This is a genomic window from Pantoea sp. PNT03, assembly GCF_014852515.1.
GTDB lineage: Bacteria > Pseudomonadota > Gammaproteobacteria > Enterobacterales > Enterobacteriaceae > Pantoea > Pantoea leporis.
Genome location: NZ_JACVBT010000001.1, coordinates 929,744 through 952,673 on the forward strand (window position 1 = coordinate 929,744; position 22,930 = coordinate 952,673).

19 protein-coding genes are annotated in these 22,930 nt (G+C 57.1%); 7 read left to right on the top strand and 12 right to left on the bottom strand.

All coding sequences use genetic code 11. The annotated features are described in order from the left end of the window. Nucleotides 1-117: 117 nt before the first annotated feature. The 6 genes from IB226_RS04415 to IB226_RS04440 form a co-directional block, all read right to left on the bottom strand. Nucleotides 118-873 carry an ABC transporter ATP-binding protein gene (locus tag IB226_RS04415; protein ID WP_192234505.1) on the bottom strand — a complete coding sequence of 252 codons (756 nt, stop codon included), beginning with the start codon at nt 871-873 and terminating at the stop codon, nt 118-120. An 18-nt stretch (nt 874-891) separates the two neighbouring features. Continuing rightward, nucleotides 892-1,758, bottom strand: coding sequence for an ABC transporter ATP-binding protein (locus tag IB226_RS04420; protein WP_192233761.1), 867 nt, complete (start codon nt 1,756-1,758; stop codon nt 892-894). Further along, on the bottom strand, nt 1,730-2,635 hold the full coding sequence (locus IB226_RS04425) for an ABC transporter permease (protein ID WP_101764467.1): 906 nt from the start codon (nt 2,633-2,635) through the stop codon (nt 1,730-1,732). Before IB226_RS04425 ends, IB226_RS04420 begins: the two co-directional genes overlap by 29 nt. Continuing rightward, nucleotides 2,632-3,657, bottom strand: coding sequence for an ABC transporter permease (locus tag IB226_RS04430; RefSeq protein ID WP_101764466.1), 1,026 nt, complete (start codon nt 3,655-3,657; stop codon nt 2,632-2,634). The genes IB226_RS04425 and IB226_RS04430 overlap by 4 nt, the downstream gene beginning before the upstream one ends. Further along, on the bottom strand, nt 3,654-5,285 hold the full coding sequence (locus tag IB226_RS04435; RefSeq protein WP_192233763.1) for an ABC transporter substrate-binding protein: 1,632 nt from the start codon (nt 5,283-5,285) through the stop codon (nt 3,654-3,656). Before IB226_RS04435 ends, IB226_RS04430 begins: the two co-directional genes overlap by 4 nt. Before the next feature lie 61 nt (nt 5,286-5,346). Further along, on the bottom strand, nt 5,347-6,501 hold the full coding sequence (locus tag IB226_RS04440) for a mandelate racemase family protein (RefSeq protein ID WP_192233765.1): 1,155 nt from the start codon (nt 6,499-6,501) through the stop codon (nt 5,347-5,349). Nucleotides 6,502-6,825: 324 nt separating this feature from the next. Between IB226_RS04440 and IB226_RS04445 the strand changes: the two genes are divergently transcribed. The 4 genes from IB226_RS04445 (at nt 6,826) to IB226_RS04460 (ending at nt 11,756) form a co-directional block, all read left to right on the top strand. Continuing rightward, nucleotides 6,826-7,941 carry an ABC transporter substrate-binding protein gene (locus IB226_RS04445; RefSeq protein WP_192233767.1) on the top strand — a complete coding sequence of 372 codons (1,116 nt, stop codon included), beginning with the start codon at nt 6,826-6,828 and terminating at the stop codon, nt 7,939-7,941. Nucleotides 7,942-8,071: 130 nt separating this feature from the next. Beyond that, nucleotides 8,072-8,494 (top strand): DUF2231 domain-containing protein, encoded by a 423-nt coding sequence (locus IB226_RS04450; protein ID WP_192233770.1) that lies wholly within the window; start codon nt 8,072-8,074, stop codon nt 8,492-8,494. Then, on the top strand, nt 8,491-9,783 hold the full coding sequence (locus IB226_RS04455) for a sorbosone dehydrogenase family protein (RefSeq protein WP_101764461.1): 1,293 nt from the start codon (nt 8,491-8,493) through the stop codon (nt 9,781-9,783). The genes IB226_RS04450 and IB226_RS04455 overlap by 4 nt, the downstream gene beginning before the upstream one ends. A gap of 590 nt (nt 9,784-10,373) precedes the next feature. Beyond that, nucleotides 10,374-11,756, top strand: coding sequence for a Xaa-Pro peptidase family protein (locus tag IB226_RS04460; RefSeq protein WP_192233772.1), 1,383 nt, complete (start codon nt 10,374-10,376; stop codon nt 11,754-11,756). 158 nt (nt 11,757-11,914) lie between these two features. On the opposite strand, the gene uxuR is transcribed toward IB226_RS04460, so the two are convergent. From uxuR to uxuA, 3 genes are all read right to left on the bottom strand, one after another. Next, nucleotides 11,915-12,691, bottom strand: coding sequence for a Uxu operon transcriptional regulator (gene uxuR / locus IB226_RS04465; RefSeq protein WP_192233774.1), 777 nt, complete (start codon nt 12,689-12,691; stop codon nt 11,915-11,917). A 121-nt stretch (nt 12,692-12,812) separates the two neighbouring features. Next, complete coding sequence (gene uxaC / locus IB226_RS04470; protein ID WP_192234506.1) at nt 12,813-14,231, bottom strand: glucuronate isomerase; 1,419 nt, start codon at nt 14,229-14,231, stop codon at nt 12,813-12,815. After that, nucleotides 14,228-15,421 carry a mannonate dehydratase gene (gene uxuA / locus IB226_RS04475; protein WP_192233776.1) on the bottom strand — a complete coding sequence of 398 codons (1,194 nt, stop codon included), beginning with the start codon at nt 15,419-15,421 and terminating at the stop codon, nt 14,228-14,230. Before uxuA ends, uxaC begins: the two co-directional genes overlap by 4 nt. Nucleotides 15,422-15,651: 230 nt before the next feature. On the opposite strand from uxuA, the gene IB226_RS04480 reads away from it, so the two are divergent. Both IB226_RS04480 and IB226_RS04485 read left to right on the top strand, forming a co-directional pair. After that, nucleotides 15,652-16,953 carry an MFS transporter gene (locus IB226_RS04480; RefSeq protein ID WP_192233778.1) on the top strand — a complete coding sequence of 434 codons (1,302 nt, stop codon included), beginning with the start codon at nt 15,652-15,654 and terminating at the stop codon, nt 16,951-16,953. A 14-nt stretch (nt 16,954-16,967) separates the two neighbouring features. Next, a complete protein-coding gene (locus tag IB226_RS04485) occupies nt 16,968-19,361 on the top strand; it encodes a TIM-barrel domain-containing protein (RefSeq protein ID WP_192233780.1) in 2,394 nt (797 codons plus the stop codon). A gap of 83 nt (nt 19,362-19,444) precedes the next feature. Here IB226_RS04485 and IB226_RS04490 read toward each other — a convergent pair whose 3' ends face one another. Together IB226_RS04490 and IB226_RS04495 are read right to left on the bottom strand one after the other, a co-directional pair. Beyond that, nucleotides 19,445-19,606, bottom strand: coding sequence for a hypothetical protein (locus tag IB226_RS04490; RefSeq protein WP_225608150.1), 162 nt, complete (start codon nt 19,604-19,606; stop codon nt 19,445-19,447). A gap of 14 nt (nt 19,607-19,620) precedes the next feature. Then, nucleotides 19,621-20,496, bottom strand: a complete 876-nt coding sequence (locus IB226_RS04495; RefSeq protein ID WP_101764454.1) for a LysR family transcriptional regulator — start codon at nt 20,494-20,496, stop codon at nt 19,621-19,623. Nucleotides 20,497-20,599: 103 nt separating this feature from the next. Between IB226_RS04495 and IB226_RS04500 the strand changes: the two genes are divergently transcribed. Beyond that, nucleotides 20,600-21,694: a tRNA-dihydrouridine synthase gene (locus IB226_RS04500; RefSeq protein ID WP_192233782.1), complete on the top strand. Its 1,095-nt coding sequence runs from the start codon at nt 20,600-20,602 to the stop codon at nt 21,692-21,694. Between the two features lie 203 nt (nt 21,695-21,897). Here IB226_RS04500 and IB226_RS04505 read toward each other — a convergent pair whose 3' ends face one another. Next, on the bottom strand, nt 21,898-22,800 hold the full coding sequence (locus IB226_RS04505; protein ID WP_192233784.1) for a ParB/Srx family N-terminal domain-containing protein: 903 nt from the start codon (nt 22,798-22,800) through the stop codon (nt 21,898-21,900). Nucleotides 22,801-22,930 lie beyond the last annotated feature (130 nt).

The following is a 22,930-nucleotide window of genomic DNA, read 5'->3' on the forward strand; positions in this document are numbered from 1 at the left end:
GTTGTTGAAAAGGGCTCATAGGTTAGAGGCGCTGACGCAGCAGATGTGTCAGAGCCCGCAACAGGTTTAAAGCAAAATGCTTTCTTATCAGTAAGGATTACGCCATAAATGGCGACCCTACGCTAAAACCCCGTTATCCTGCCGGCTCGCATCCACCAGCATCTGCGTATACGCCACCTGCGCGCGGTTGTGCACCAGCGCATCGACATCCAGCGTCTCAAGCACTTTGCCGTGTTGCATCACCGCCACGCGATGGCACAGATGCGCCACCACGCCGAGATCGTGCGTCACCAACAAGTAGGTCAGCTTCTCCTGCTGCTGCAGATCACTAAGCAGATTGAGGATCTCCGCTTGCACCGAGACATCCAGCGCCGAGGTCGGTTCATCCAGTAGCAACACGCGCGGTTCGAGAATCAGCGCGCGGGCGATGGCAACGCGCTGGCGCTGACCGCCAGAAAGTTGGTGCGGATAGCGGGTTTGCCACGCGCGATTGAGGCCAACTTTCTCCAGCATGGCGATAACGCGCTGCTGACGCTGGCCGATGCCGTGAATCTGCAGCGGCTCCTCGAGAATATCGCCGATGGTGTGGCGTGGATGCAGCGATCCGTACGGATCCTGAAACACCATCTGCACGCTGCGGCAGCGCTCGCGCGCGATGCGATGCGCCAGCGGCACGCCATCAATCGCCAGCTCGCCGTGCCAGTGGGTGAACAGCCCGGCGAGGCACTTCAGCACCGTGGTTTTGCCCGATCCGGATTCGCCAACCAGGCCAAAGATTTCACCTTGGCGAATCGACAAATTGACGTCGAACAGCACCTGATTACGTCGCTCCTCCTCACCAAAACTGAGGTTGAGATTACTTACGCGGATCATCTCGTTCATCATTGCTCCTTAGGGTTGCAGCCAGCTGGCCTGACGTTGCAGCACCGGCAGACGGGCGCGACGCTGGCCCATATCGGGCAGCGCGGCGAGTAGGCCTTGCGTATAGGGATGCTGCGCCTGAGCGAGTTCGCTGGCCGCCAGCGACTCCACCACGCGCCCGGCATACATCACCAGCACGCGGTCACAGAAACGCCGCACCAGATTGATGTCGTGACTGATAAAAATCAGCCCCAGACCGCGCTGTTTCACTAAATCATCCAGCAGCGCCAGCACCTGCAAACGCACCGAAACATCCAGCGCCGAAGTGGGTTCATCGGCAATCAGCAGCTCAGGCTCGGTAATCAGCATCATGGCGATCATCACGCGCTGGCCCTGACCACCGGAAATTTCGTGCGGATAACATTGATAGATGCGGCCCGGATCGCGCACCTGCACCACGTCGAGCATCTCCATCGCCCGCTGCCGCGCAACCTCGCGCTGGCCGGGATGATGACTGCGCCAGGCTTCAGCAATCTGCTCACCCACGCGTACCACCGGATTCAGCGAATATTTCGGATCCTGCATAATCATGGAGATGCGCTTGCCGCGAATGGCGCGCATCTGCGCCGGCGTGGCACGCAGCAGGTCCATCTCACCAAACTGCATGCGCTGTGCCGTGACCTGCGCGCTGCGTGGATGCAGCTGTAACAGCGCGCGGCCAACGGTGGATTTGCCGGAACCGGATTCACCCACAATCGCCAGTTTCTCCTTGCCCAACTGGAAGGAGATGCCGCGCACGGCGGGCGTCACCAGCCGGCCATTGACGAAATTGACCTGTAAATCCTGCACGTCGAGCAACGGTGCAGCGCTATTCGCTGCGGGGATCGAGGATGTCACGTAAGCCATCTCCTAAGAAGTTGAACGCTAAGCTGTTGATCAGAATCGCCAGACCTGGCACCGTCACCACCCACCAACACTCCAGCATGTATGTGCGGCCGCTGGCGATCATCGCGCCCCATTCCGGATCCGGCGGCTGCGCGCCCAAACCGAGAAAACCGAGTCCGGCAGCGGTGAGAATGATGCCCGCCATATTCATGGTGATGCGGATAATCACCGAAGGCAGGCACAGCGGCACAATGTGTTTCCACAAAATGCGCAGTGACGAGGCGCCCTGTAAGCGCACCGCGGAGACAAAGTCGGCCTGACGCAGCGACAGTGCTTCAGCGCGCGCCAGGCGGGCAATCGGCGGCCAGGCGGTGAGCGTAATGGCGATCACCACATGCTCCAGCCCCGGACCGAGCGCGGCGACAAACGCCAGCGCCAGCACCAGGCTAGGGAAGGAGATGAAGATGTCGGTGACGCGCATCAACACGCTATCCACTTTGCCGCCGAAGTAACCGGCGGTGACGCCGAGCAGCAAGCCCAGCGGACCCACGGTGATCGACACCAGCAGCACGATATACAGCGTGATGCGCGCGCCCCACACCAGACGGCTGAAAATGTCGCGGCCAAATTCATCGGTGCCAAACCAGTGCTGCGCGTTGGGCGGCGTCAGCGCGTTGTTGAGATCCTGAATCAGCGGATGGTAGGGCGCGATCCAGGGTGCGAACAGCGCCACCACCAGCAGCAGCAAAATGATGCCGCCGCCAATCGCGGTTAGCGGGTTGCGCGCCATTTGCCCGAGAAAATGGCCGATGCGCGCGCCGGTGCGGCGACAGCGCGCCAGCCGTTCGCGCGTCTGGCTGGCTAACGGCGTATCGAGAGAAATCGTCATACTTTGGTCCTCGGATCGAACACCTGATAGAGCAAGTCAGAGAGAAGATTGAGCAGCACGAATATCAGGCCGACCACCAGCACGCAGCCCATCACCGCATTCATATCGCCGAGCATCAAACTGCCGGTGAGATAGGACCCAAAACCGGGCCATGAGAACACGGTTTCAATCAGCACCGCGCCTTCCAGCAGCGAGCCGTACGCCAGCGCCACCACCGTGAGCAGCTGCACCAGAATATTGCGGAACGCGTGCTGCCAAATCACCTGCCATTCGCTGAGTCCTTTCACCCGCGCCGTCAAAATGAACTCCTGCGACAGTTGCGCCAGCATAAAGCTGCGCGTCATGCGGCTGATGTAAGCCAGCGAGTGAAAGCCGAGCAGGGACGCAGGCAGAATCAGGTGATTGAGCGCATTGCTGAACACCGTGAAGTCGCCCACCAGCAAGGCATCGATCAGCAGAAAACCGGTGCGACGCGGCACAATGCCATCGAGACTGAAATCAACACGGCCCGCGCCGCCGACCCAGCCGAGATGGGCATAAAACAGCAGCAGACCCACCATGCCCACCCAGAAGATCGGCGTGGAGTAACCCGCCAGGCTGATGATGCGCACCAGATAGTCAATCACGCTGTTGCGGCGTGCGGCGGCCCACACGCCCAGCGGGACGCCGAGGCCGGTACCAATCACAATCGCCAGCGTCGCCAGTTCTACCGTGGCCGGGAAGACGCGCAGGATATCGTTGATCACCGGCTGCCCGGTCAGTAGCGCCAGCCCCAGGTTGCCGTGCAGCAGGCCTTGCAGATAGATACCAAACTGCACCCACAGCGGTTTATCGAAGCCGAGTTGGTGATAAACCTGCTGATAGGTGTTGTGATCGGCATCCGGCCCGACAATCGCCAGCACCGGATCGAGCGGCATCACGCGACCAATAAAGAAGGTCAGCAACAGCAGGCCAAACAGCGTGATCGCCACCTGAACGGTGCGGCTACGCAGGCGCCGCCAGTGGCTTTTTGTCAGCTTCATTGCGCACCTCCCGCCAGGCTGTCTGGCGTTTTCCATACGTCACGCAGGAAAGTGGTGGCCGATGGATGCGGCACGTAATCCTGCACCCGATTATTCACCACCACCGAATCGGTCATTTGCGAGATCGGCATTAGCGCTGGAATCAGCTGGTCGTAGCGCTGCTGGATAGCGAAGTAATCCTGCTGCTGCTGTTTTACATCGCGCTCCAGCAGCGCTTTATCGATCATGCTGTTCAGCTGCGCGTCATAAAAACCGGTGCGCCAGCCCTGAAAATTGGTGAGGCGCGCGCTGTCGGCGTTATTGGGGTTGTACACCAGCGCGCGCAGGCTGGAGTGCGGATGCGGCTCCACGCCGCTGCCGCCGCGCCCGACCAGCAGATTGAACTGACGATCGCGCATCGCACCGTAGATCTGGTTACCGGTGCCGGTGATGATTTTGGCGCGAATGCCGCCCTGCATCAGCGTGGACTGAATCGCAATCGCGACATTGAGGAACGGCTGATCGGCCAGCACGCGCAGCGTGGTATCAAACCCGTTGGGATAACCGGCGGCGGCCAGCAAGGCTTTAGCGCGCGGCACATCCAGCTTGTAGCCTGGATCAGGCAGCGTTGCCGGCATGCCGGCTTGAATTGGCCGCTGATGCAGCGTGCCGTAACCGGCCATCAGCGTTTTGTTAATCCCCTGATAATCCACCAGATAACGCAGCGCTTCGCGTACCTGCGGATGGGCGAAGTGATCGTCCTTCATGCTCATCGCCAGGTAATAAATCGTGCCTTTTTGTACCGCGTCGATGGTGAGATCGGGATCGTGGCGCAGCGCTTTTACATCGGGGATCGCCATGTTGCTGGCAACATCGAGATCGCCTTTCTCCATCATCAGACGCAAGGTTTGCGACTCCTGCAGATGACGGAACACCACACGCGTCAGCTTCGGCGCACCGCGCCAGTAGTGGGCATCGCGGCTGATGCGCAGCACATCTTTGGCCTGCCACACATCCAGGCGGAACGGTCCGGAACCCGCTTCGTGGGTGGTGAGCCAGCGATTGCCCCAGTCGTTATTCACCGCCTGCGCCTGCACGGTTTTGCTGTCGAGTACCACCATGCTGCCGAGCGCCGCCAGCGAATAGAGCACCAGCTTGGGATCGTTAGGCTTGGGCAGGCGAATCACTACCGTGCGCGCATCCGGCGCGCTGATCATCTGATCCACGTTCTCTTTGCTGAAGCCGTAAGATTTCCATACCGAGGCCTGCGCCAGATTCAGGTGCAGCACGCGGCGCATCGACCAGATCACATCGGCGCTGCTCAGCGGATTGCCGGAGTGGAAGGTGACATTGTCACGCAGATGAAAGGTGAGTTGACGATTGTCGGGGCTGATCTCCCAGCGCTCCGCCAGCGCTGGGCGCACGTTGGTGAGCTGTTGCGGATCTAACTCGACCAAACCGTCATAGAGATTGACGACAATGCCGACCACTTCGTTGCCGGTCATGGCGGCGGGATCGAGCGTGAGCAGGTTATTCATGTTCATGCCCACAATCAGCTGGTCGTCTGGCGTGGCCGCCAGCAACGATGGGCTACAGATGAGCAGCAGCAGCGCGGCGCACCACGCTCTGCAGGGGTTCATTAGGTTCATAAGCAAAGTCCAGCAGGTCAGAGGTTTATCGTTTTTATGCCGTACTGCTTGTGTTGGGCGCTTACCAGCGATTTAGCGTGTGTGTCTCAATCCACGCGAAATTGATGTCCTCCCCAAGTCCGGGACGCGTTGGCAGATGGACAAAACCCTCTGCGTCCATGGGATCGACCAGCGCGTTGAGATAGGCCGGCGGCTGTTCGTAATCAAGGTACGGATGCAGCAGACCGCGTTCGTACCAGCGGCAGTTGCGGATAGCGCCGACCACCGCGATGCTGGCGGCACCGTTGCCGTGTACTTCGCAATCCATACCAAAGGCTTCGGCCAGGCTGGCGACCTTCATGGTGGCGGAGATGCCGCCGACGCCGTTAGCGCCAGCGCGTAGAATGTCGCAGGCACCAGCGCGCACCCAATCGGCGCGGCTGTGGTGTTTGCCGCCGAGACTTTCCGGGCCGAGCACGTCAATGCTGAGGTTTTCCGCCAGCCACGCGTACGACGCCATGCTTTCCTCTTCCATCGGCTCTTCGAACCAGGCGAAATTGAGTTTTTCCAGTGCTTTACCGATGGTGAGCGCCTCGCTGCGGCTGTACCAGTGATAGCCGTCGAGCATCAGGGCGATGTCCGGTCCGACCGCTTCGCGCACCGCGGCGCAGGCTTTGATGTCCATTTGGGTGCTGGGCGCGAACGACACCGGCGGCATCCAGGTGTGCAGTTTGATGGCCTGATAACCGCGCGCGACCAGTTTTTCGGCAAACTGCGCGTATTCATCGGGCGTGGATAAACCGCCTTCCAGCTCATCGCCGCACATGGTGCTGCCGTAAGCGGGAATTTTCTCGCGATAACCGCCAAGCAGTTTGTGGACCGGTTGTTTGAGCTTGCGACCAATCAAATCCCACAGCGCCTGTTCCACCGCCGATAACGCACGTTCGGTGAGCTGATGGGCGCTACCGCGCTGCCAGTGCACCAGATCCTGCCACAGACGCTCGCGATCAAAGGCATTTTGCCCAATCAGCACTTTGCGGAAGAAGGCATTAACCACGTGCGGACGAATCACTTCGGCGGGGGCAAACGCGTAGCCGCAATCGCCATCTTCGCTGGCGATGGTTAGCAGCGCCATTTGCGCATCGGTCTCTGCGCCGGGATGCGAATGTCCGGCGCTGTCAGAGACGCGTCGCGTGGGGTAGCTAAACAGGGTGACATCAATGGCACTGATCTTCACGGTAACTCCTCCTTCAACTCAGTGGCTTGCCCAAACCAGGCATTAACATAAAAAATAAAACATCGTTTCATTTTGTAATTTAGCGTTCACATTTTGTTTACGCATTAGCCAAAGCGCGGGATAGCGTGGCGATTAATTGGGCATTTGCCCGGTGCGCTGTGAGGTTTTTCACGAATGACGGGCGTTTTGTGAGCGAATGCACAGCGGGAAAAAGCGCAGGGAATGTAAAAAAATGTGTATCCAGGGCTTTTCATTTCCTGTCAGCCAGGTAATAGTGACGCCGCGAAATTTAAATAATAATCATTATCATTCTAGGTGTAATAAATGAAATCATGGCTGATAGCACTGGGATTACTGGCGGTGGCGGGGCACGCTGCGGCGAAAACCATTACCGATGTGGCTGGACGACAGGTCGAGGTCAAGGAGGAGTCTAAACGCATCATTCTCGGCGAAGGGCGTCAGATGTACTTGCTGGCGGCGTTTGACACCGCTGCGCCGTTCCAGCGCGTGGTGGGCTGGCGTGACGATTTCCATAAAGCCGACTACGACGGCTATATGGCGTATGAAAAGAAATATCCGCAGATCAAAAAGCTGCCGACCTTTGGTGGCGCGAAAGATGGCACCTTTAACGTCGAACAGGCGCTGACGCTGAAGCCCGATTTGGTGCTGATGAACCTCGAATCCAAAGCCGCGACCGACGAAGGCAAGCTGATAGAGAAGCTACAAGCGGTGGGCGTGCCGGTGGTGTTTATCGACTTCCGCGAGAAGCCGATGGAACATGCTGAGCAAAGCATCCGCATCATGGGCGAGCTGGTTAACAATCCGCAGCGCGCCGAAGAGATCGTGGCGTTCCGCCGTGCGCAAATCGAAAAGGTGACCGATCGGCTGAAAAACTTTAACGGCACGCGCCCGAAAGTGATGATTGATCGTGCTGGCGGCTACAGCGACGAGTGCTGCATGTCGTTTGGTAACGAGAACTTTGGTCAGATGGTAGAACTGGCGGGCGGCAGCAATATCGCCAAAGCGTTGATTCCAGGCACGTTCGGCACACTCAATCCCGAGCAGATCATCGCCAGCCGTCCCGATGTGGTGGTGGTGACAGGCGCGAACTGGAAAAACTACAACACCGTGGGTAAATGGGTTGGCGTGGGGCCCGGTGCGGATGTGAAAGAAGCGACGGCGCGTTTACGCCTGCTAATGATGCGTGATGCCTTCAAAACACTGCCGGTGGCGCACAACGGTAACGCGCATGCCATCTGGCATCAGTTCTACGACAGCCCGTATCAGTTTGTCGCGATTCAGGCGCTGGCGAAGTGGCTACATCCTGAACTGTTTGCCGATCTCGATCCGGACGCCACGTTCCGTGAGTTCCACGAAAAGTTTCTGCCTTTGCCGTATCAACCGGGTTATTGGGTAAGCCTGCCGGCAGATAAGTCTTAAGTTAGAGTGTGTTAGATAAGTGTTAAACGTTACTGTTTATCTTTACTAATATTTCACAGGTGGCTGCACGTTGTTTTATAAAAGCGCAACGCGTGCACCATCTGACAATAATACGGTAAGGGAGAGAGTAATGTTTCATACCTCAGGAAGATCGGTGTTCGGTGTGACGTTGTATACGCTGCTGGAACCGTTGCCGCTGGGCTTTTTTGTCGCCGCCTGGTTTTTCGATATCCTCTATTTGCAAACCTTCGTCATCATGTGGACCAAATCCGCCAGTTGGCTGATCGCTATCGGTCTGGTGCTGGCCATCCTGCCACGTTTAATCAGTTTGGTTTATTTATTCCGTGGCGCGCGGCCGACCGAGAAAACCCATTTCTGGCTGTCGCTGCTGGCGATCGTGCTGGCGGTGGTGAACGCCTTTATTCACAGTCGCGATGCTTACGCGGTGGTGCCACTGGGCATCACGCTGTCGACGCTGGTGGTGGCGCTGCTGCTGATCGCTAACGTGCAGCTGGTGTTGCGCGAACGTCGCACGCAAGGAGGTCGCGTATGAAACACTTACTCAGTGCGGTAGCCATCGCGATGCTGCTCAGCGCCTGTGACGACGGGGCGCTGATCGATCCTCAAAAGCAAATCGGTGCGAATCCTGAACTGCCGCAGGCGCAGAACTTCTTTATGCCGCCGATGCAGGTGCCGGAAGGCACGCCGTGGAAAGCCGGTGAAATGCCGAAAGTGGCGGATGGGTTAAAGATCGAAAAGATCGCCGACAATCTGCAGCATCCGCGTCAGGTGCTGGTGCTGCCGAACAATGATGTGCTGGTGGCGGAATCCAATGGCACACCGAAACCGACCACCGCACCGAAGCAGCTGATTATGGGCATTGTGCAGAAAGCGTCTGGCAAGGGCGGCGAGGGCGGTAATCGCATTACCTTGCTGCGTAATGTTAATGGCAAATGGGAGCAACATCGCTTTATCGACAACCTGACGGCGCCGTTTGGTATGCAGCTGGTGGGCAACACGCTGTATGTGGCGAACGCCGATAGCCTGGTGAAATTCCCGTATGAAACCGGGCAAACCGAGATCCGCACCCCGCCGGTGGAAGTGACCGAGCTGCCGGGCGGGCCAATTAATCATCACTGGACCAAATCGCTGCTCGCCAGCCCCGACGGCAGCAAGCTGTACGTTGGCGTAGGTTCGAACAGTAACGTGACGGAAAACGGCATTGGCGAGGAGTATCGCCGTGCGGCGGTGCTGGAAGTGGATGCGGCCAGCGGTGCCAGCCGGATTTATGCCAGCGGCCTGCGCAATCCCACCGGATTGCAGTGGGAGCCGCAGAGCGGCAAGCTGTGGGCGATTGTGAATGAACGCGACGAGATCGGTTCTGATTTAGTGCCGGATTACATGACGTCGGTGCAGGACAAAGGCTTTTACGGCTGGCCGTACAGCTATTATGGCCAGCACGTGGATGAGCGCGCGCAGCCGCAGAGGCCGGATCTGGTAGAGAAGGCGATTAAACCGGATTACGCCCTGAGTTCGCACGTCGCACCACTCGGTCTGTTGTTCTACGGCGCGGATAATATGCCGCAGTATCGCGGCGGGGCGTTTATCAGCGAACACGGCAGCTGGAACCGTACGCCGCTCAACGGCTATCAGGTGGTGTGGGTGAAATTCGAGAATGGGAAACCGGTGGGACAACCACAGCCGGTGGTGACTGGTTTCCTCACCGACGATCAGAAGCAGGTGCGCGGCTTGCCGGTTGGTTTAGCCACCGATCGGCAGGGCGGCGTATTGATTGCCGATGATGCGGGAAATACCATTTGGCGTATCAGTTCCGCCAGATAATTAATCGCAGGTAATAAAAAAGGATTTGGCATTAAACCAAATCCTTTTTTTTATGTTCGCTAAACGGCTGGTAACCGCGCCGCGAACGGGGTGCTCAGCACTCCTCACAACAGCGATAATAAAATGTGCGGCCAGATATTTCAAGTTTTGCCATAATACTGTATGGTTATACAGGTGTTGAGTGACGAGCGAAGCCTCATTGTTTTTCTGATGACTCCAGGGGCGCGGATAGTTAAATCCCGGCAGGTTTCAGGTGGTGCTGGCCTGTGGCTTTTACAATGAGAGCCGCTCAGCACTCCTCACAATTATGCTTAGGCGGTCGGCGGGTGGAGTCAAAGCCCCGGCAGCTGAAAGGCGCGCTCCTCTCAGAGGAGAAGGAAAGTGATGGAAATTGTTCGATTGCTGCTGGACATCGTCCGCATCATTCTTCAAATCATCGTTGCCCTTTTGCAACTGACCGGTCAGGCACACTGACTGGAACTTGAGACAAGGCGGAGCTCACCCCTCCGCCTTTTTTCGCGTGGATCAAAATCCGCTGCGCTAAAAACGCGACTATCCTCATCTCATTCTGTAATTCGAGGAAGTGCATCATGGCAATCACGTTCGGGCCGATTACCGCGCCGATGACGTTCAGCGACGTTGAACCGGTTTTTCTCACCGATGATACGCTTGTGCAGCGCAAGAACGCGCTGCTGGCGGGCATGCAGCGCGAGGGTTTTGACTGGCTGGTGATCTATGCCGACAAGGAACACGGCGGCAATTTCGAATATTTGAGCGGATTTATCCCGCGTTTCGAAGAGGGATTGCTGCTGCTGAATCACTCCGGAGCTTGCACGCTGGTGCTGGGCAACGAAAACCTGAAAATGGCGCGCTTTTCACGCACAGCGGCCGCGCTGCTGCACACGCCGTACTTCTCGCTTCCCAATCAGCCCATGGACAATGAAGTGCCGCTGGAAAGCCTCTTCAAAGATGCTGGCTTAACGAACGGCCATAAAGTCGGGCTGGTGGGCTGGAAGATGTTTACGCCCGCCGCCGGCAATGGGCGTGCGATGTTTGATCTGCCGTACTTTATTGTCGATGCCATTCAGCGCACGCTCAACGATGACGCCATGCTAGAAAATGCCATCCACTTGTTTATTGGCGATAACGGCGCGCGCACCACCTGCAATGCCAATGAAATCGCCCATTACGAATATGGCGCAAACCTCGCGTCAAAGTGCATGCTGGAGGCGCTGAATGCCATCGAGGTGGGCGTGCGTGAAACAGAATTGGGCGCGTTACTGCACGCCGAAGGGCAATGCAACACGGTGGTGACTATCGCCGCCACCGGCAACCGTTTCGACAAAGCGAACCTCTATCCCACCGACAAAAAAGTGCAGCGCGGCGATCCGCTCTCGCTAACCACCGCCTTCAAAGGCGGACTCTCCAGCCGCAGCGGCTTCGTCATTGCCGATCAAAGCGAGCTGCCGCCAGGCCAGCAAGATTATCTGGAGCGCATCGCCAAACCCTATTTCTCAGCCGTGGTGGCCTGGCTGGAAAACATTCGCTGCGGCATGAGCGGTGGTGCGCTGTACCAGCTTATCGAGCAGGTTTTGCCGAAGGCCCGTTTTGGCTGGCACCTCAATCCGGGACATCTGGTGGCGGACGAAGAGTGGATGTCGTCGCCGATTTATCATCAGTCCACCGAATTGCTCGAGAGCGGCATGATGCTGCAAATTGACATCATCCCGTCAGTGCCGGGCTACAGCGGTGCCAGCGCCGAAGAGTGCGTGGTGCTGGCCGATGCGGCGCTGCAAAGCGACATCCGTACTGATTATCCGGCGCTGTGGCAGCGCATCGAAACCCGCCGCCGTTATCTGCGGGAAACCATCGGCATTCAGCTCAGCGATGAAATTTTGCCGCTGTCGAATAGCGTGGCGTATTTAAGGCCGTTCTTTTTAGCAAAGGATCAGGCGTTAAGCGTGGTGAGTTGATGTCGTGAGGTCGCCCTGAATGGCGTAATGCCGATCAGTCAAGCGCCGTACCGAATCAGCGCACCTTCCGTAGCGGCGCGATTTAGCACGCAATGAATTGCGCCGCTTCAATGTGTGCTCTCGGTAATTAGCCTTACAAGGTAAGTCGTTAACGCACATTATTTTGGCGGATTATGGGTGGCGTACAGCGGCCAGGATTCAAACAGATAACCATCGAAATCAATATCATCAACGTCTGAGAACTCCAGCAGCCGCTGTTTCACATTTTCAAGGTGTTGCCACATCGCCAGCTTGGCGGCGCGCGCGTCTTTTTTGATCAGCGTCGCGAGGATTTTTTTGTGATCGTCGAGCCACTGTTTGCGGTAATCGTTGTTGACCAGATGGCGATGCAGTTGGCTCCACATCACGTTATCTTCGCGCCACTGCCAGGATTGCTTAAACAGCTCAACCAGCATGCTGTTATGGGTGGCTTCGGCAATCGCCAGATGGAAATTGCGATCGCCGTTTTCACTTTGGTTGACCGCTCCCGACGCCAGCTCTTTCTCTTCCAGCTCCAGCGCCTGGCGCATCTTCATGATGTCTTCACGCGTCGCCTGCAGCGCGGCGAACTCGGCAATATTGCTCTCCAGCAGCTGACGCGCCTGCAACATCTCGAACGGTCCGGCATCGTTGCTGGCTTTATGAAGCGAAACAGGTTGCTGCGGCGAATCGTGAATCACATAGATGCCCGCACCACGCCGCACCTCAATTAATCCTTCCAGCTCCAGCATAATCAGCGCTTCACGCACCAGCGTACGCGTCACATTCAATAGCGCGGCGAGTTCGCGCTCCGGCGGCAGCCGTTCGCCCACCGCATACTGCTTCTGCGTGATCATCTGGCGGAGCATTTCCCCGACTTCCTGATAAGGGCGCTGTGCTGAAGTTTGAGTTTTCATCGTGCTCTTTTCTGTGTGTTAAAGGATTCACAATCTCTGATACAGCCTCACTCAGAGACGCGCACTATAGCATAGCGAATAAGAATCGGCCTGGTCACGGCGCGCAGTGACCAGGCCACCATCACTGGGCTTTCAGCGCGAAATAGCGTTCGGCATTGTTAAAGCAGATGTCGCGCAGCATGTTGCCGAGCATCGGCTGATCGTGCGGCACAATGCCGTCTTTTACCCACTGCGCCAGCAGATTGCACAGAATACGGCGGAAGTATTCGTGGCGCGTGTAGGAGAGGAAGCTGCGTGAATCGGTCAGCATACCGACAAACTGGCTGAGCAAGCCGATTTGCGACAGTTGCTCCAGTTGACGCAGCATGCCGTCGCGCTGATCGTTGAACCACCAACCGGAACCGAACTGCACCTTGCCGGCAACGCCCGCGCCCTGGAAGTTGCCCGCCATAGTAGCCAGCACTTCGTTATCGCGCGGATTGAGGCAATAGAGAATGGTTTTCGGCAGCTGATCGTTGAGGTCCATCGCATCCAGCAGGCGCGCCAGCGGCCAGGCAATATTGTTATCGCCAATCGAATCAAACCCGCTGTCTGGCCCGAGCTTGCGGAACATGCGCGTGCTGTTGTTACGGATCGCGCCGATGTGTAGTTGCATTACCCAGCCGCGCCGCGCATATTCGCTGCCGAGCCACACCAACACCGCGCTGCTGAACTGGGCGATTTCCAATTCATCCAGCGCATCGCCACGGCGACGTTTCGCCAAAATCGTATCGAGCACGCGGTCGTCCGGCACCGGCGCAAAGCGCAGGGTTTCAATACCGTGGTCTGAGGCGCGACAACCGTGGGCGGAGAAGTGGTCAAGGCGTCGTAACAGCGCGCGGCGTAGCGCCTCGAAGCTGTCGATGGCGACATCGGCGGCGGCTTCCAGACGAGCAAGATAGTCGACAAAACCCTCCAGCTCGATTTTGAAGACCTTGTCCGGACGCCAGCTCGGCGCAACATCAATATCAAAGCTGCGGTCATCGGCGATTTGGCGGTGATAGTGCAGTGAATCAACCGGATCGTCGGTGGTGCCGACCATGCGCACCTTCATCTGGCGCATGATGCCGCGCGCGGAAAATTCCGGCGTCGCCAGCTGTTCCGCACAGCGCTGCCAGATCGCAGGGGCGGTGTCCGGGCCAAACAGCGTATCGGTTATGCCAAACGGGCGCCGCAGTTCAAGGTGCGTCCAGTGATAGAGCGGGTTACCGAGGGTTTTTGGCACCGTTTGCGCCCAGGCGAGATACTTGTCGTAGTCGCTGGTGCTCTTGCCGGTAATCAACGACTCATCGACGCCCGCGGCGCGCAGCGCGCGCCATTTGTAGTGATCGCCTTCCAGCCAGATTTGGCCGAGGTTGGCGAAGCGACGATCTTCAGCAATCTCCTGAGGATTGAGGTGACAGTGATAATCGTAGATTGGCATATCCGCAGCGAAGTCGTGGTACAAGCGCCGCGCGATGTCGCTCTGCAGCAGAAAATCTTCATCCATAAAGCGCATTATTGGGCTTCCTGAGCAAAATAGGCGCGGTGGATCGCCAGTTCGACGCCGCGAATTTCCGCCAATCCTTTCAGGCGACCAATCGCCGAGTAGCCGGGATTGGTTTTCTTCTTCAGGTCATCCAGCATCTGGTGGCCGTGGTCGGGACGCATTGGAATCAAATCTTCCTCCCCCGCGGCTTTGCGGCGCTGCTCCTCTTCGGCAATCGCCTTGATCACCGCAAACATATCGACATCGCCAGCCAAATGCGCGGCTTCGTGGAAGCTGTTGGGGTTCGCTTCCCGTTTGGTGGAGCGCAGATGCGCGAAGTAGATGCGTGGGCCGAAGCGCTTGACCATGCCGGCTAAATCATTCTCTGCCAGCACGCCGTACGAGCCGGTACACATGGTGAAACCGTTGGCGGGGCTGCTGACGGTATCGATCATCCATTGCAGATCGTCGGCGTTGGAAACGATGCGCGGTAAGCCGAGAATTGGGCGTGGCGGATCGTCCGGATGTACCGCCATGCGTACGCCCACTTCTTCCGCAACCGCGACAATGGCGCGCAGGAAGGTGGCAAAATTCTCTCGCAGCTCGGCCTTACCGATACCTTGATAACGCGCCAGCTGGGCGCGAAATTGATCCAGCGTGTAGCCTTCCTCCGCACCCGGCAAACCGGCGATGATGTTGCGCATCAGGCGGTTACGGTGCTCTTCACTCATCGTTGCAAAGCGTTCAGCAGCCTCGGCGATCTCTTGCGCACTGTAATCCTGCTCCGCGCCGGGACGCTGCAGAATGTGCAGTTCAAACACCGCGAACTCAATCTGATCAAAACGCAGGGCTTTCGCGCCATCCGGCAGCAGATATTCGAGATCGGTGCGCGTCCAGTCGAGGATCGGCATGAAGTTGTAGCACACGGTTTTAATGCCGCACTGCGCCAGGTTGCGCAGCGACTGCTGATAATTGCTGATCCAGTGCTGACAGCGGCCGCTGCCGGTTTTAATCTCTTCATGAATCGGCACGCTCTCCACCACCGACCACACCAAACCGGCGGCTTCCACCAGCGCCTTGCGCTGCATGATTTCGTCGACTGACCACACTTCGCCATTAGGGATGTGGTGCAGTGCGGTGACGATGCCGGTTGCGCCCGCCTGGCGCGCATCGGACAGAGAGACAGGATCGTTGGGGCCGTACCAGCGCCAGGTCTGCTTCATGTTGTTACCTCACTCACTATTGGTTGACCAATATTCTTTATTAGCGCGCTACATCAGATAATAACTACGCGATCCCGGATTAAAACTCTGCTCTTTACGGGGTTAAGTCAACCTGGTAAGTGATTTTGGTTAACCAGATCACATTTGCGACATCAATCTGGCGACCACTTTTCGCAACTGTGGTTCACTCCCGGCGGATGGTTAGAAATGACTCACTAACGGAGAATCAGATGAACCGCAGTTTAAACCCAGGGATAACCGCCGCAGGCACCAAACGCACCTTGCGCAATCTGCGCTGGTGGGTATTGGTGCTGTTCTTAGCAGGCGTCACGGTCAACTACATCACCCGTAACTCGTTGGGCTTGCTGGCACCGGAGCTCAAAACCAGCCTCAACATCACCACCGAACAATATTCCTGGATCGTCGGCGCCTTCCAGCTGGCGTATACCTTCTTTCAACCCATTTGCGGCTGGCTGATCGACGTTATTGGCCTGAAAGTCGGCTTCCTGATCTGCGCCGCCATTTGGGCGGTCGCCTGTTTGTTCCACGCTGGCGCGGCCAGTTGGGTGCATCTGGCTATCCTGCGTTTTGTCATGGGCGGCGCTGAAGCAGCAGCCACGCCCGCTAACGCCAAAGTGATTGGCGAATGGTTCCCGAAAAAAGAGCGTCCTATCGCCGCCGGATGGGCGGGCGTGGGCTTCTCGCTTGGCGCGATGCTGGCACCGCCGATTATCTACTTTGCGCACGCTTCCTTCGGCTGGCAGGGCGCGTTCCTGTTCACCGGCTGCCTGGCGTTGGGTTGGGTGGTGCTGTGGTGGTTGTTCTATCGCGATCCGGAGCAGCATCCCAATCTGCAGGCCTCGGAACTGGAATTTATTCGTCAGGATAATGAACCGCCAGCAGTGAAACTGCCGTTCTTTACTGCGCTGAAAACCGTGTCGAAAAACAAACGTTTTTACGGCATCGCCATTCCCGCCTTTATGGCTGAACCTGCCTGGGGCGTGCTGAGCTTCTGGGTGCCGCTCTATCTGGCGAAAGAGCTGGGTATGGATCTGAAGCAGATTGCTATGTTCGCCTGGCTGCCGTTCCTCGCCGCCGATTTAGGCAGCGCGGCCAGCGGCTATCTGACGCGGCTCTACACCAAAATCTTTGGTTTTACTCAGGTTAATTCCGTGGTGGCGAGTTCGGTGACGGGCGCTTTACTGATGCTGTCGCTGGCGCTGGTCGCGGTCACTAAAGATCCTTACGTAGCGATTGCGCTGATCTCGATTGGTGGTTTCGGCCATCAGATCATCTCCTGCATGCTGAGCGCGCTGGTGGTGGAGAAGTTTGATAAAGGCCAGATGGCCACCGTCAACGGCATGCGCGGCTCGTTCGCCTGGATCTCCAGCTTCCTGTTCTCACTGCTGATAGGCGTTACCGCCGACACCATTGGCTTTAATCCGCTGTTTGTCGCCATGGGCTTCTTCGACCTGATTGGCGCCGTATTCCTGATTGCTTTTATTGCTGAACGTCGCGCCCAGCGCGCATGAAAAAGTAGGTAACGATGAAAACGTTAAAAAATTGGTCATTAGCCGGTTCCGATGCACACCACGTGGCGTTAAACGTCGACGGCAAACACACGCTGTGTCTGTATGTGCTGGAAACGGGCATGTTCCGCGTGGCGATTAAACGTCATGGCGCATACAGCCTCGATCGCACCTGGAGCATCGCGCCACAAAGTGATGTGCCGTGGGAAGGGCGTCAGCGTGACAGCCTGGCCGGATTCACCTTGCCATCGTTCACGCTGGAAGAAGAGGGCGACACGCTGGTGGTGGCCACCGATAAGCTGCGGGTGATCGTCCATCAACCGCTGGCGCTGGAGTGGCAATATTGCGACAGCCACGGCGCATGGCAGCTGCTGACCTGCGACCGTCCAACCAGCGCTTATCAAATCAACACGCACGGGGATGGCGTGGCGCACTATCAGTGCCGCATGAACGACGATCGCTATTATGGTCTGGGCGAGAAAACCGGCGATTTGCAGCGTAATGGCCAGCGCTATGAGATGCGTAACCTTGATGCGATGGGCTACAACGCGGCCTCCACCGATCCGCTGTACAAGCATGTGCCGTTTACCATCACCCGTCGTACCGATGTTAGCTTTGGTCTCTATTACGATAACCTCAGCAGCAGCTGGTTTGATCTGGGTAATGAACTCGATAACTATCACCAACCGTATCGCCGCTGGCAGGCGGAAAGCGGTGATATCGACTATTACCTGTTTGTCGGTGACAAGGTGCTGGATGTCACCAAAGCCTTCGTGCGTCTCACAGGTAAAACGCTGTTCGGCCCGAAATGGAGCCTCGGCTACAGCGGTTCGACCATGCATTACACCGATGCGCCGGATGCACAACATCAGCTGATGAACTTCATTCGTCTCTGCGAAGAGCACGATATTCCGTGCGATTCATTCCAGCTCTCGTCCGGCTACACCTCAATTAACAACAAGCGCTACGTGTTCAACTGGAACTACGACAAAGTACCGCAGCCGGAGGTGATGAGCCAGGCGTTTCACGACGCCGGCTTGCGCCTCGCCGCCAATATCAAACCGTGCCTGTTACAGGATCATCCGCGTTATAACGAAGTGGCGGAACAAGGGCTGTTTATTCGTGACTCCGAAGAAGATGCGCCTGAACGTTCGGTGTTTTGGGATGACGAAGGTTCACATCTCGATTTTACCCATCCGCAAGCCGTCGCCTGGTGGCAGGAAAACGTCACCAAACAGCTGCTGGAAAAGGGCATCGATTCCACCTGGAACGATAATAACGAATATGAAGTGTGGGACGGCGAAGCGCGTTGCCACGGTTTCGGCACGCCAATTGCCATCAAACACATTCGCCCGGTGATGCCGCTGCTGATGATGCGCGCCTCGATGGAAGCGCAACAGCGCTTCGCGCCGGAAAAACGTCCTTTCCTGATTTCCCGTTCGGGTTGCGCCGGGATGCAGCGCTATGTGCAAACCTGGAGCGGCGATAACCGCACCAACTGGACCACGTTGCGTTACAACATCCGCATGGGATTGGGTATGAGCCTGTCCGGTTTGTACAACGTGGGACACGACGTCGGTGGCTTCTCCGGCGATAAACCAGATGCAGAACTGTTTGTGCGCTGGGTACAAAACGGCGTGATGCATCCGCGTTTCACCATTCACTCGTGGAATGACGATCACACCGTCAATGAACCCTGGATGTATCCGGCGGCTACGCCTGCGATCCGCGCCGCGATTGAACTGCGTTATCGTCTGCTGCCTTACCTCTATACGTTACTGTGGCAGGCGCATGCTGACGATGAACCGATGCTGCGTCCGACTTTCCTCGATCATGAACAGGATGCGCAGACGTTCGCCGAGTGCGATGAGTTTATGCTGGGCCGCGATCTGCTGGTGGCCAGCGTGGTCGAACCCGGCCAGCGCGAGCGTCGTCTGTGGCTGCCCGACAACCAAACTGGCTGGTATGACTTCGCTAACCAGCAATGGTTCAGCGGCGGTCAATGGATCACGCTGGCGGCTCCGCTGGAAACCCAGCCGATGCTGGTGCGTGCCGGAGCGTGCTTACCGCTCAGCGAGCGCCTGCGTCATGTTGACACTAAAACTGACGATCGCCGCACCTTGCAGCTGTTCCCGCTGAAAGGCAAAGGGGTTAGCCACGGTATGCTGTTTGAGGATGATGGCGAAAGCTGGGGTTATCAGCAGGGCAATGCGCTGTGGCTCAACTGGAAAATGCGCAGCGATGCTGAGGCGATTCACCTCAACTTCCAGCGCAAAGGAAGCTTCCAGCCAGCCTGGCAGACGCTGAAGATTATGCTGCCGCCGGGTGAACAGCGTCAGCTATTTATTGATGGCGTAGCGGTGGATAAGGCGCAGGCAAAAGCGGTGTTAGCGGATATTGCTGCGGAGTAATCGGTCGCCCTGAATGGCGGCACTACATCGATGTTGTATTCGTAGGGTGCGCATTCATGCGCACCTGGAATAAAGCAGAGAGATCAGTCGATTAACCCTTTCGCCCGCGCCAACAGAAACGCGGTAACCGTTGTCGCGTCGCTGATCTTTCCTGCCAGAATCAGTTCAAGAAACGCATCGATTTTAATTTTCTTCGCGGTTAATCCCACCTCTTCCGCATCCAGATTTTGCCCCTGATTCGCCATTCACATTTTCTGAATTAACGTGCCATCGCCTGTTTTAGGGCGTTTAGAAAAACCGTGACGCGCGTTGGCAGATGCCGTGCGGTGGGAAACAGCGCCCAGACGCCGAGCAGCTGCGGTTGAGCATCTCGCAAGGTAATCTCAGTCAGTTCACCTGCCGCCAACTCTTGCTGCACATCCCATGCAGAGAGCTGGGCGATGCCGCTGCCCGCTACGCATAAGGTACGCACGCCTTCCACATTGCTGCCGCTAAAACGGCCCTCAACGCTGACACTGGAAATATGGTCGTCGACTATAAAACTCCATTGCGGCACGCCGGATAAGCGTAGGCAGTTATGCTGATGCAAATCGGCCAGCAGTTTTGGCGTGCCGAAGCGCGCCAGATAGTCTGGAGAAGCACAGAGCACGCGCGGATTATCCGCCAGCCGCTGCGCGACTAAGCGCGAATCCCGCAGCGGGGCGATGCGAATGGCGACATCGTAGCCCAGCCCAACAATATCGGTGACGTTATCGCTGAGCTGGAAATCGATCTTCAGTTCGGGATTCTCCGCCATCAGCGCGGGCAGCAACGGAATAATGGTGCGGCGGCCAAAACCAGAAGGTGCGGTGATGCGCAGCTGGCCGGTGGCGCCCTGTTTATTCGGCGAGAACAGATTGCGCGCGCTCTGTTCGGTTTCCGTCAGGGTTTTGGCGTAGGGCAGAAACTCTTCACCTTCATCTGTTAACGCAATGGCGCGGGTGGTGCGATGCAGCAGGCGCACGCCGAGATCTTCTTCCAGCGAGGCGAGTCGGCGTGAGACCGTCATTGGCGTGGTGTTCAGTCGCCGCGCAGCCTGCGTCAGGCTGCGCGTCTGGGTGACCATCAGAAATACCTCAACATCTTTTGAGTTCATTGTAACGATTTCCGTTATACAGACGTATCATCATCGGCCATTTTTGTCCCTGTGGCGACCGAATATACTGCGCTCTGTAGATAATCCGCATCCAGAGAGCAATATGAGTGATAAACATCTTTTTCAGAGCGGCACACTGAATCGGCTGGCGCTGAAGAATCGCATTATGGTGGCGCCCATGACGCGCATCTCCGCCAGCGTTGACGGCATACCAGGCGAACGTATGCAGCACTACTATCAGCGCTTCGTGCGCGGCGGCTTCAGCGCCATCATCACCGAAGGCATCTATATCGATGAAGCCTGGTCGCAAACCTATGCGTTTCAGGCGGGGCTGATTAACGCTAAACAGAGCGCCGGCTGGCGCGCGATCACCGATCGGGTGCATCAGCATGGCGGCAAAATCATTGCGCAGTTGATGCATGCCGGGGCGATATCGCAGGGCAATATCTATCGACCGGACACGCTCGCGCCCTCAGCGGTGCAGCCGCGCGGGGAACAACTCGGTTTCTATCACGGTCATGGCGCCTATCCGCTGCCACGCGAAATGAATGAAGAGCAGATCCAGCAGCTGATCGACAGCTTTGCGCACACTGCGGCGCGGGCAATCGGCGAAGCGGGTTTTGATGGCATCGAAATTCATGGCGCTAACGGCTATCTGCTTGACCAGTTCTTTACCGATTACACTAATCAGCGCAGCGATCGCTGGGGCGGCGATATCGTGGCGCGTTTGTCTCTGACGCTGGCGGTGATTGCCGCGGTGCGCCAGCGCGTAGGCAAGGATGTTACGCTGGGAATTCGCCTCTCACAGGGCAAAGTGAATGATTTTCATCATAAATGGCGGGAAGGCGAAGCGGGCGCGCGCCTGGTATTCGCCGCGATTGCTGAGGCCGGCGTGGATTATCTGCATCTGACTGAATATGACGCGCTGCAACCGGCGTTTGCCGATTCGCCGCTGTCACTGGTGCAAATTGCGCGTCAGGCGGCACCGAAATTGCCGATTATCGCCAATGGCGCGTTAAGTGATGCCAGCACGGCGGCGCAGGCGCTGGAGCAGGGCGCGGATTATGTGTCGATAGGCAAAAGTGCGCTGGCGAATCCCGACTGGCCGATGCGTATTCGTGATGGTGTGGAACTGCGCGCATTTGATAAAAATCTGCTGGCGCCATCGGCGGATGTGAAAAACTGCGAATTGGTTTAACGCTGAAAGGGCGCTGATGGGTGAATGGGTCGCCATGAATGGCGTAATGCCGATCAGTTAAGCGCCGTATCAAATCACCGCACCTTCCGTAGCGGCGCGATTTATCGCGCAATAAATTGCGCCGCTACAATGTGTGCTCTCGATAATTAAGGGTTTTCATGTCTCAACTGACGAGCATTACGCCATGAATGGCGACCACACGATTATTGCGCAAAAGCCCACGTCAGTTTGCCATTGTCAGAGACCAGCTTCTCCAGCTTCTTCTCGTTCACTTTCTTGCGTGCACCTAACCGATCCGCCGTCAGCGGGCCGCTATCGCTGTGCGCAATTACCGTGTCTTTCGGCACGCTGGTCATCTTCTCAGCGATGGTTTCCAGCGCTTTGGCGTAACCGCTGCGATTGTTGAGGTCAAAGTTCTTCAGCGGCAGCTGCGTTTCCAGCCATTTGCCCCAGTAGAACTCGAGGAACGGCGGCGGATTCTGCTCCTTCTCAAAGCCAATATCGCGCACGAAATAGACCAGCGAGCGATATTCATCATTCTGCATATGCTGGCGGCCCAACTCTTTCGGCAGCGCATCCGGTTTAATTTTGCCTGCTGGCGTATCCAGCCACACCAGATGTGCCGTTTCCATTTTTTGCCAGAAGGCGGACATGGTTTTCAGGCTACGGAAGTCATCGGTGATGCGCACCTGCACCGGCGTATTAAGACCGGCGATATCGGCGAAATTGCTGAAAGTATGATGACCATCGGTGAGGTAAAGCACGTTATCCGGCGCAATCACCGCCGTTTTCATCGGGCCCGGTTCGCTGCCGACCGGTGCTTTACAGCTGAAGCTGCTGGGCTGCGAGAGACGTGATTTATTGTCAAATTTATCAACGCCTTTCTGCCCCATACTTTCGCAATAATCATCGAACAGCTTTTTCGGTTCGGCTTCATAACGATGCTGTTTGTAATCCAGCTGACGATAGCCAATCGCAGCCTGCGTCGGATGGAGTTGCGCTAACTGCACTTGCACAATATCACCGGCTTTGATGTCGGCGGGCAGCGCGGCGGATGCCTGTCCGGCTGACCATAACAGCGCCAGTATTGACCACGGTGTTCTCATTCCTTTTCCTCGAATCGCCTGAAACAGATACGCACAATAGCATTAGTGTCATTTTGCCGCTGTAGTGTTGTCGCTCGCGGTTGCCCAGTCGCAACCGGTCATCCAGACATCTGACCACACGGAGCTTTGA

Excerpts from the sequence above, each read along its gene's own strand:
- IB226_RS04430 (WP_101764466.1), bottom strand. The coding sequence starts at position 3,657 with ATGAAGCTGACAAAAAGCCACTGGCGGCGCCTGCGTAGCCGCACCGTT.
- IB226_RS04455 (WP_101764461.1), top strand. The coding sequence starts at position 8,491 with ATGAAACACTTACTCAGTGCGGTAGCCATCGCGATGCTGCTCAGCGCC.
- IB226_RS04490 (WP_225608150.1), bottom strand. The coding sequence starts at position 19,606 with ATGGCGAATCAGGGGCAAAATCTGGATGCGGAAGAGGTGGGATTAACC.
- IB226_RS04450 (WP_192233770.1), top strand. The coding sequence starts at position 8,072 with ATGTTTCATACCTCAGGAAGATCGGTGTTCGGTGTGACGTTGTATACG.
- IB226_RS04500 (WP_192233782.1), top strand. The coding sequence starts at position 20,600 with ATGAGTGATAAACATCTTTTTCAGAGCGGCACACTGAATCGGCTGGCG.
- IB226_RS04425 (WP_101764467.1), bottom strand. The coding sequence starts at position 2,635 with ATGACGATTTCTCTCGATACGCCGTTAGCCAGCCAGACGCGCGAACGG.
- IB226_RS04460 (WP_192233772.1), top strand. The coding sequence starts at position 10,374 with ATGGCAATCACGTTCGGGCCGATTACCGCGCCGATGACGTTCAGCGAC.
- IB226_RS04435 (WP_192233763.1), bottom strand. The coding sequence starts at position 5,285 with ATGAACCTAATGAACCCCTGCAGAGCGTGGTGCGCCGCGCTGCTGCTG.
- IB226_RS04485 (WP_192233780.1), top strand. The coding sequence starts at position 16,968 with ATGAAAACGTTAAAAAATTGGTCATTAGCCGGTTCCGATGCACACCAC.
- IB226_RS04495 (WP_101764454.1), bottom strand. The coding sequence starts at position 20,496 with ATGAACTCAAAAGATGTTGAGGTATTTCTGATGGTCACCCAGACGCGC.
- IB226_RS04445 (WP_192233767.1), top strand. The coding sequence starts at position 6,826 with ATGAAATCATGGCTGATAGCACTGGGATTACTGGCGGTGGCGGGGCAC.
- uxuA (WP_192233776.1), bottom strand. The coding sequence starts at position 15,421 with ATGAAGCAGACCTGGCGCTGGTACGGCCCCAACGATCCTGTCTCTCTG.
- IB226_RS04415 (WP_192234505.1), bottom strand. The coding sequence starts at position 873 with ATGATCCGCGTAAGTAATCTCAACCTCAGTTTTGGTGAGGAGGAGCGA.
- IB226_RS04505 (WP_192233784.1), bottom strand. The coding sequence starts at position 22,800 with ATGAGAACACCGTGGTCAATACTGGCGCTGTTATGGTCAGCCGGACAG.
- IB226_RS04480 (WP_192233778.1), top strand. The coding sequence starts at position 15,652 with ATGAACCGCAGTTTAAACCCAGGGATAACCGCCGCAGGCACCAAACGC.
- uxuR (WP_192233774.1), bottom strand. The coding sequence starts at position 12,691 with ATGAAAACTCAAACTTCAGCACAGCGCCCTTATCAGGAAGTCGGGGAA.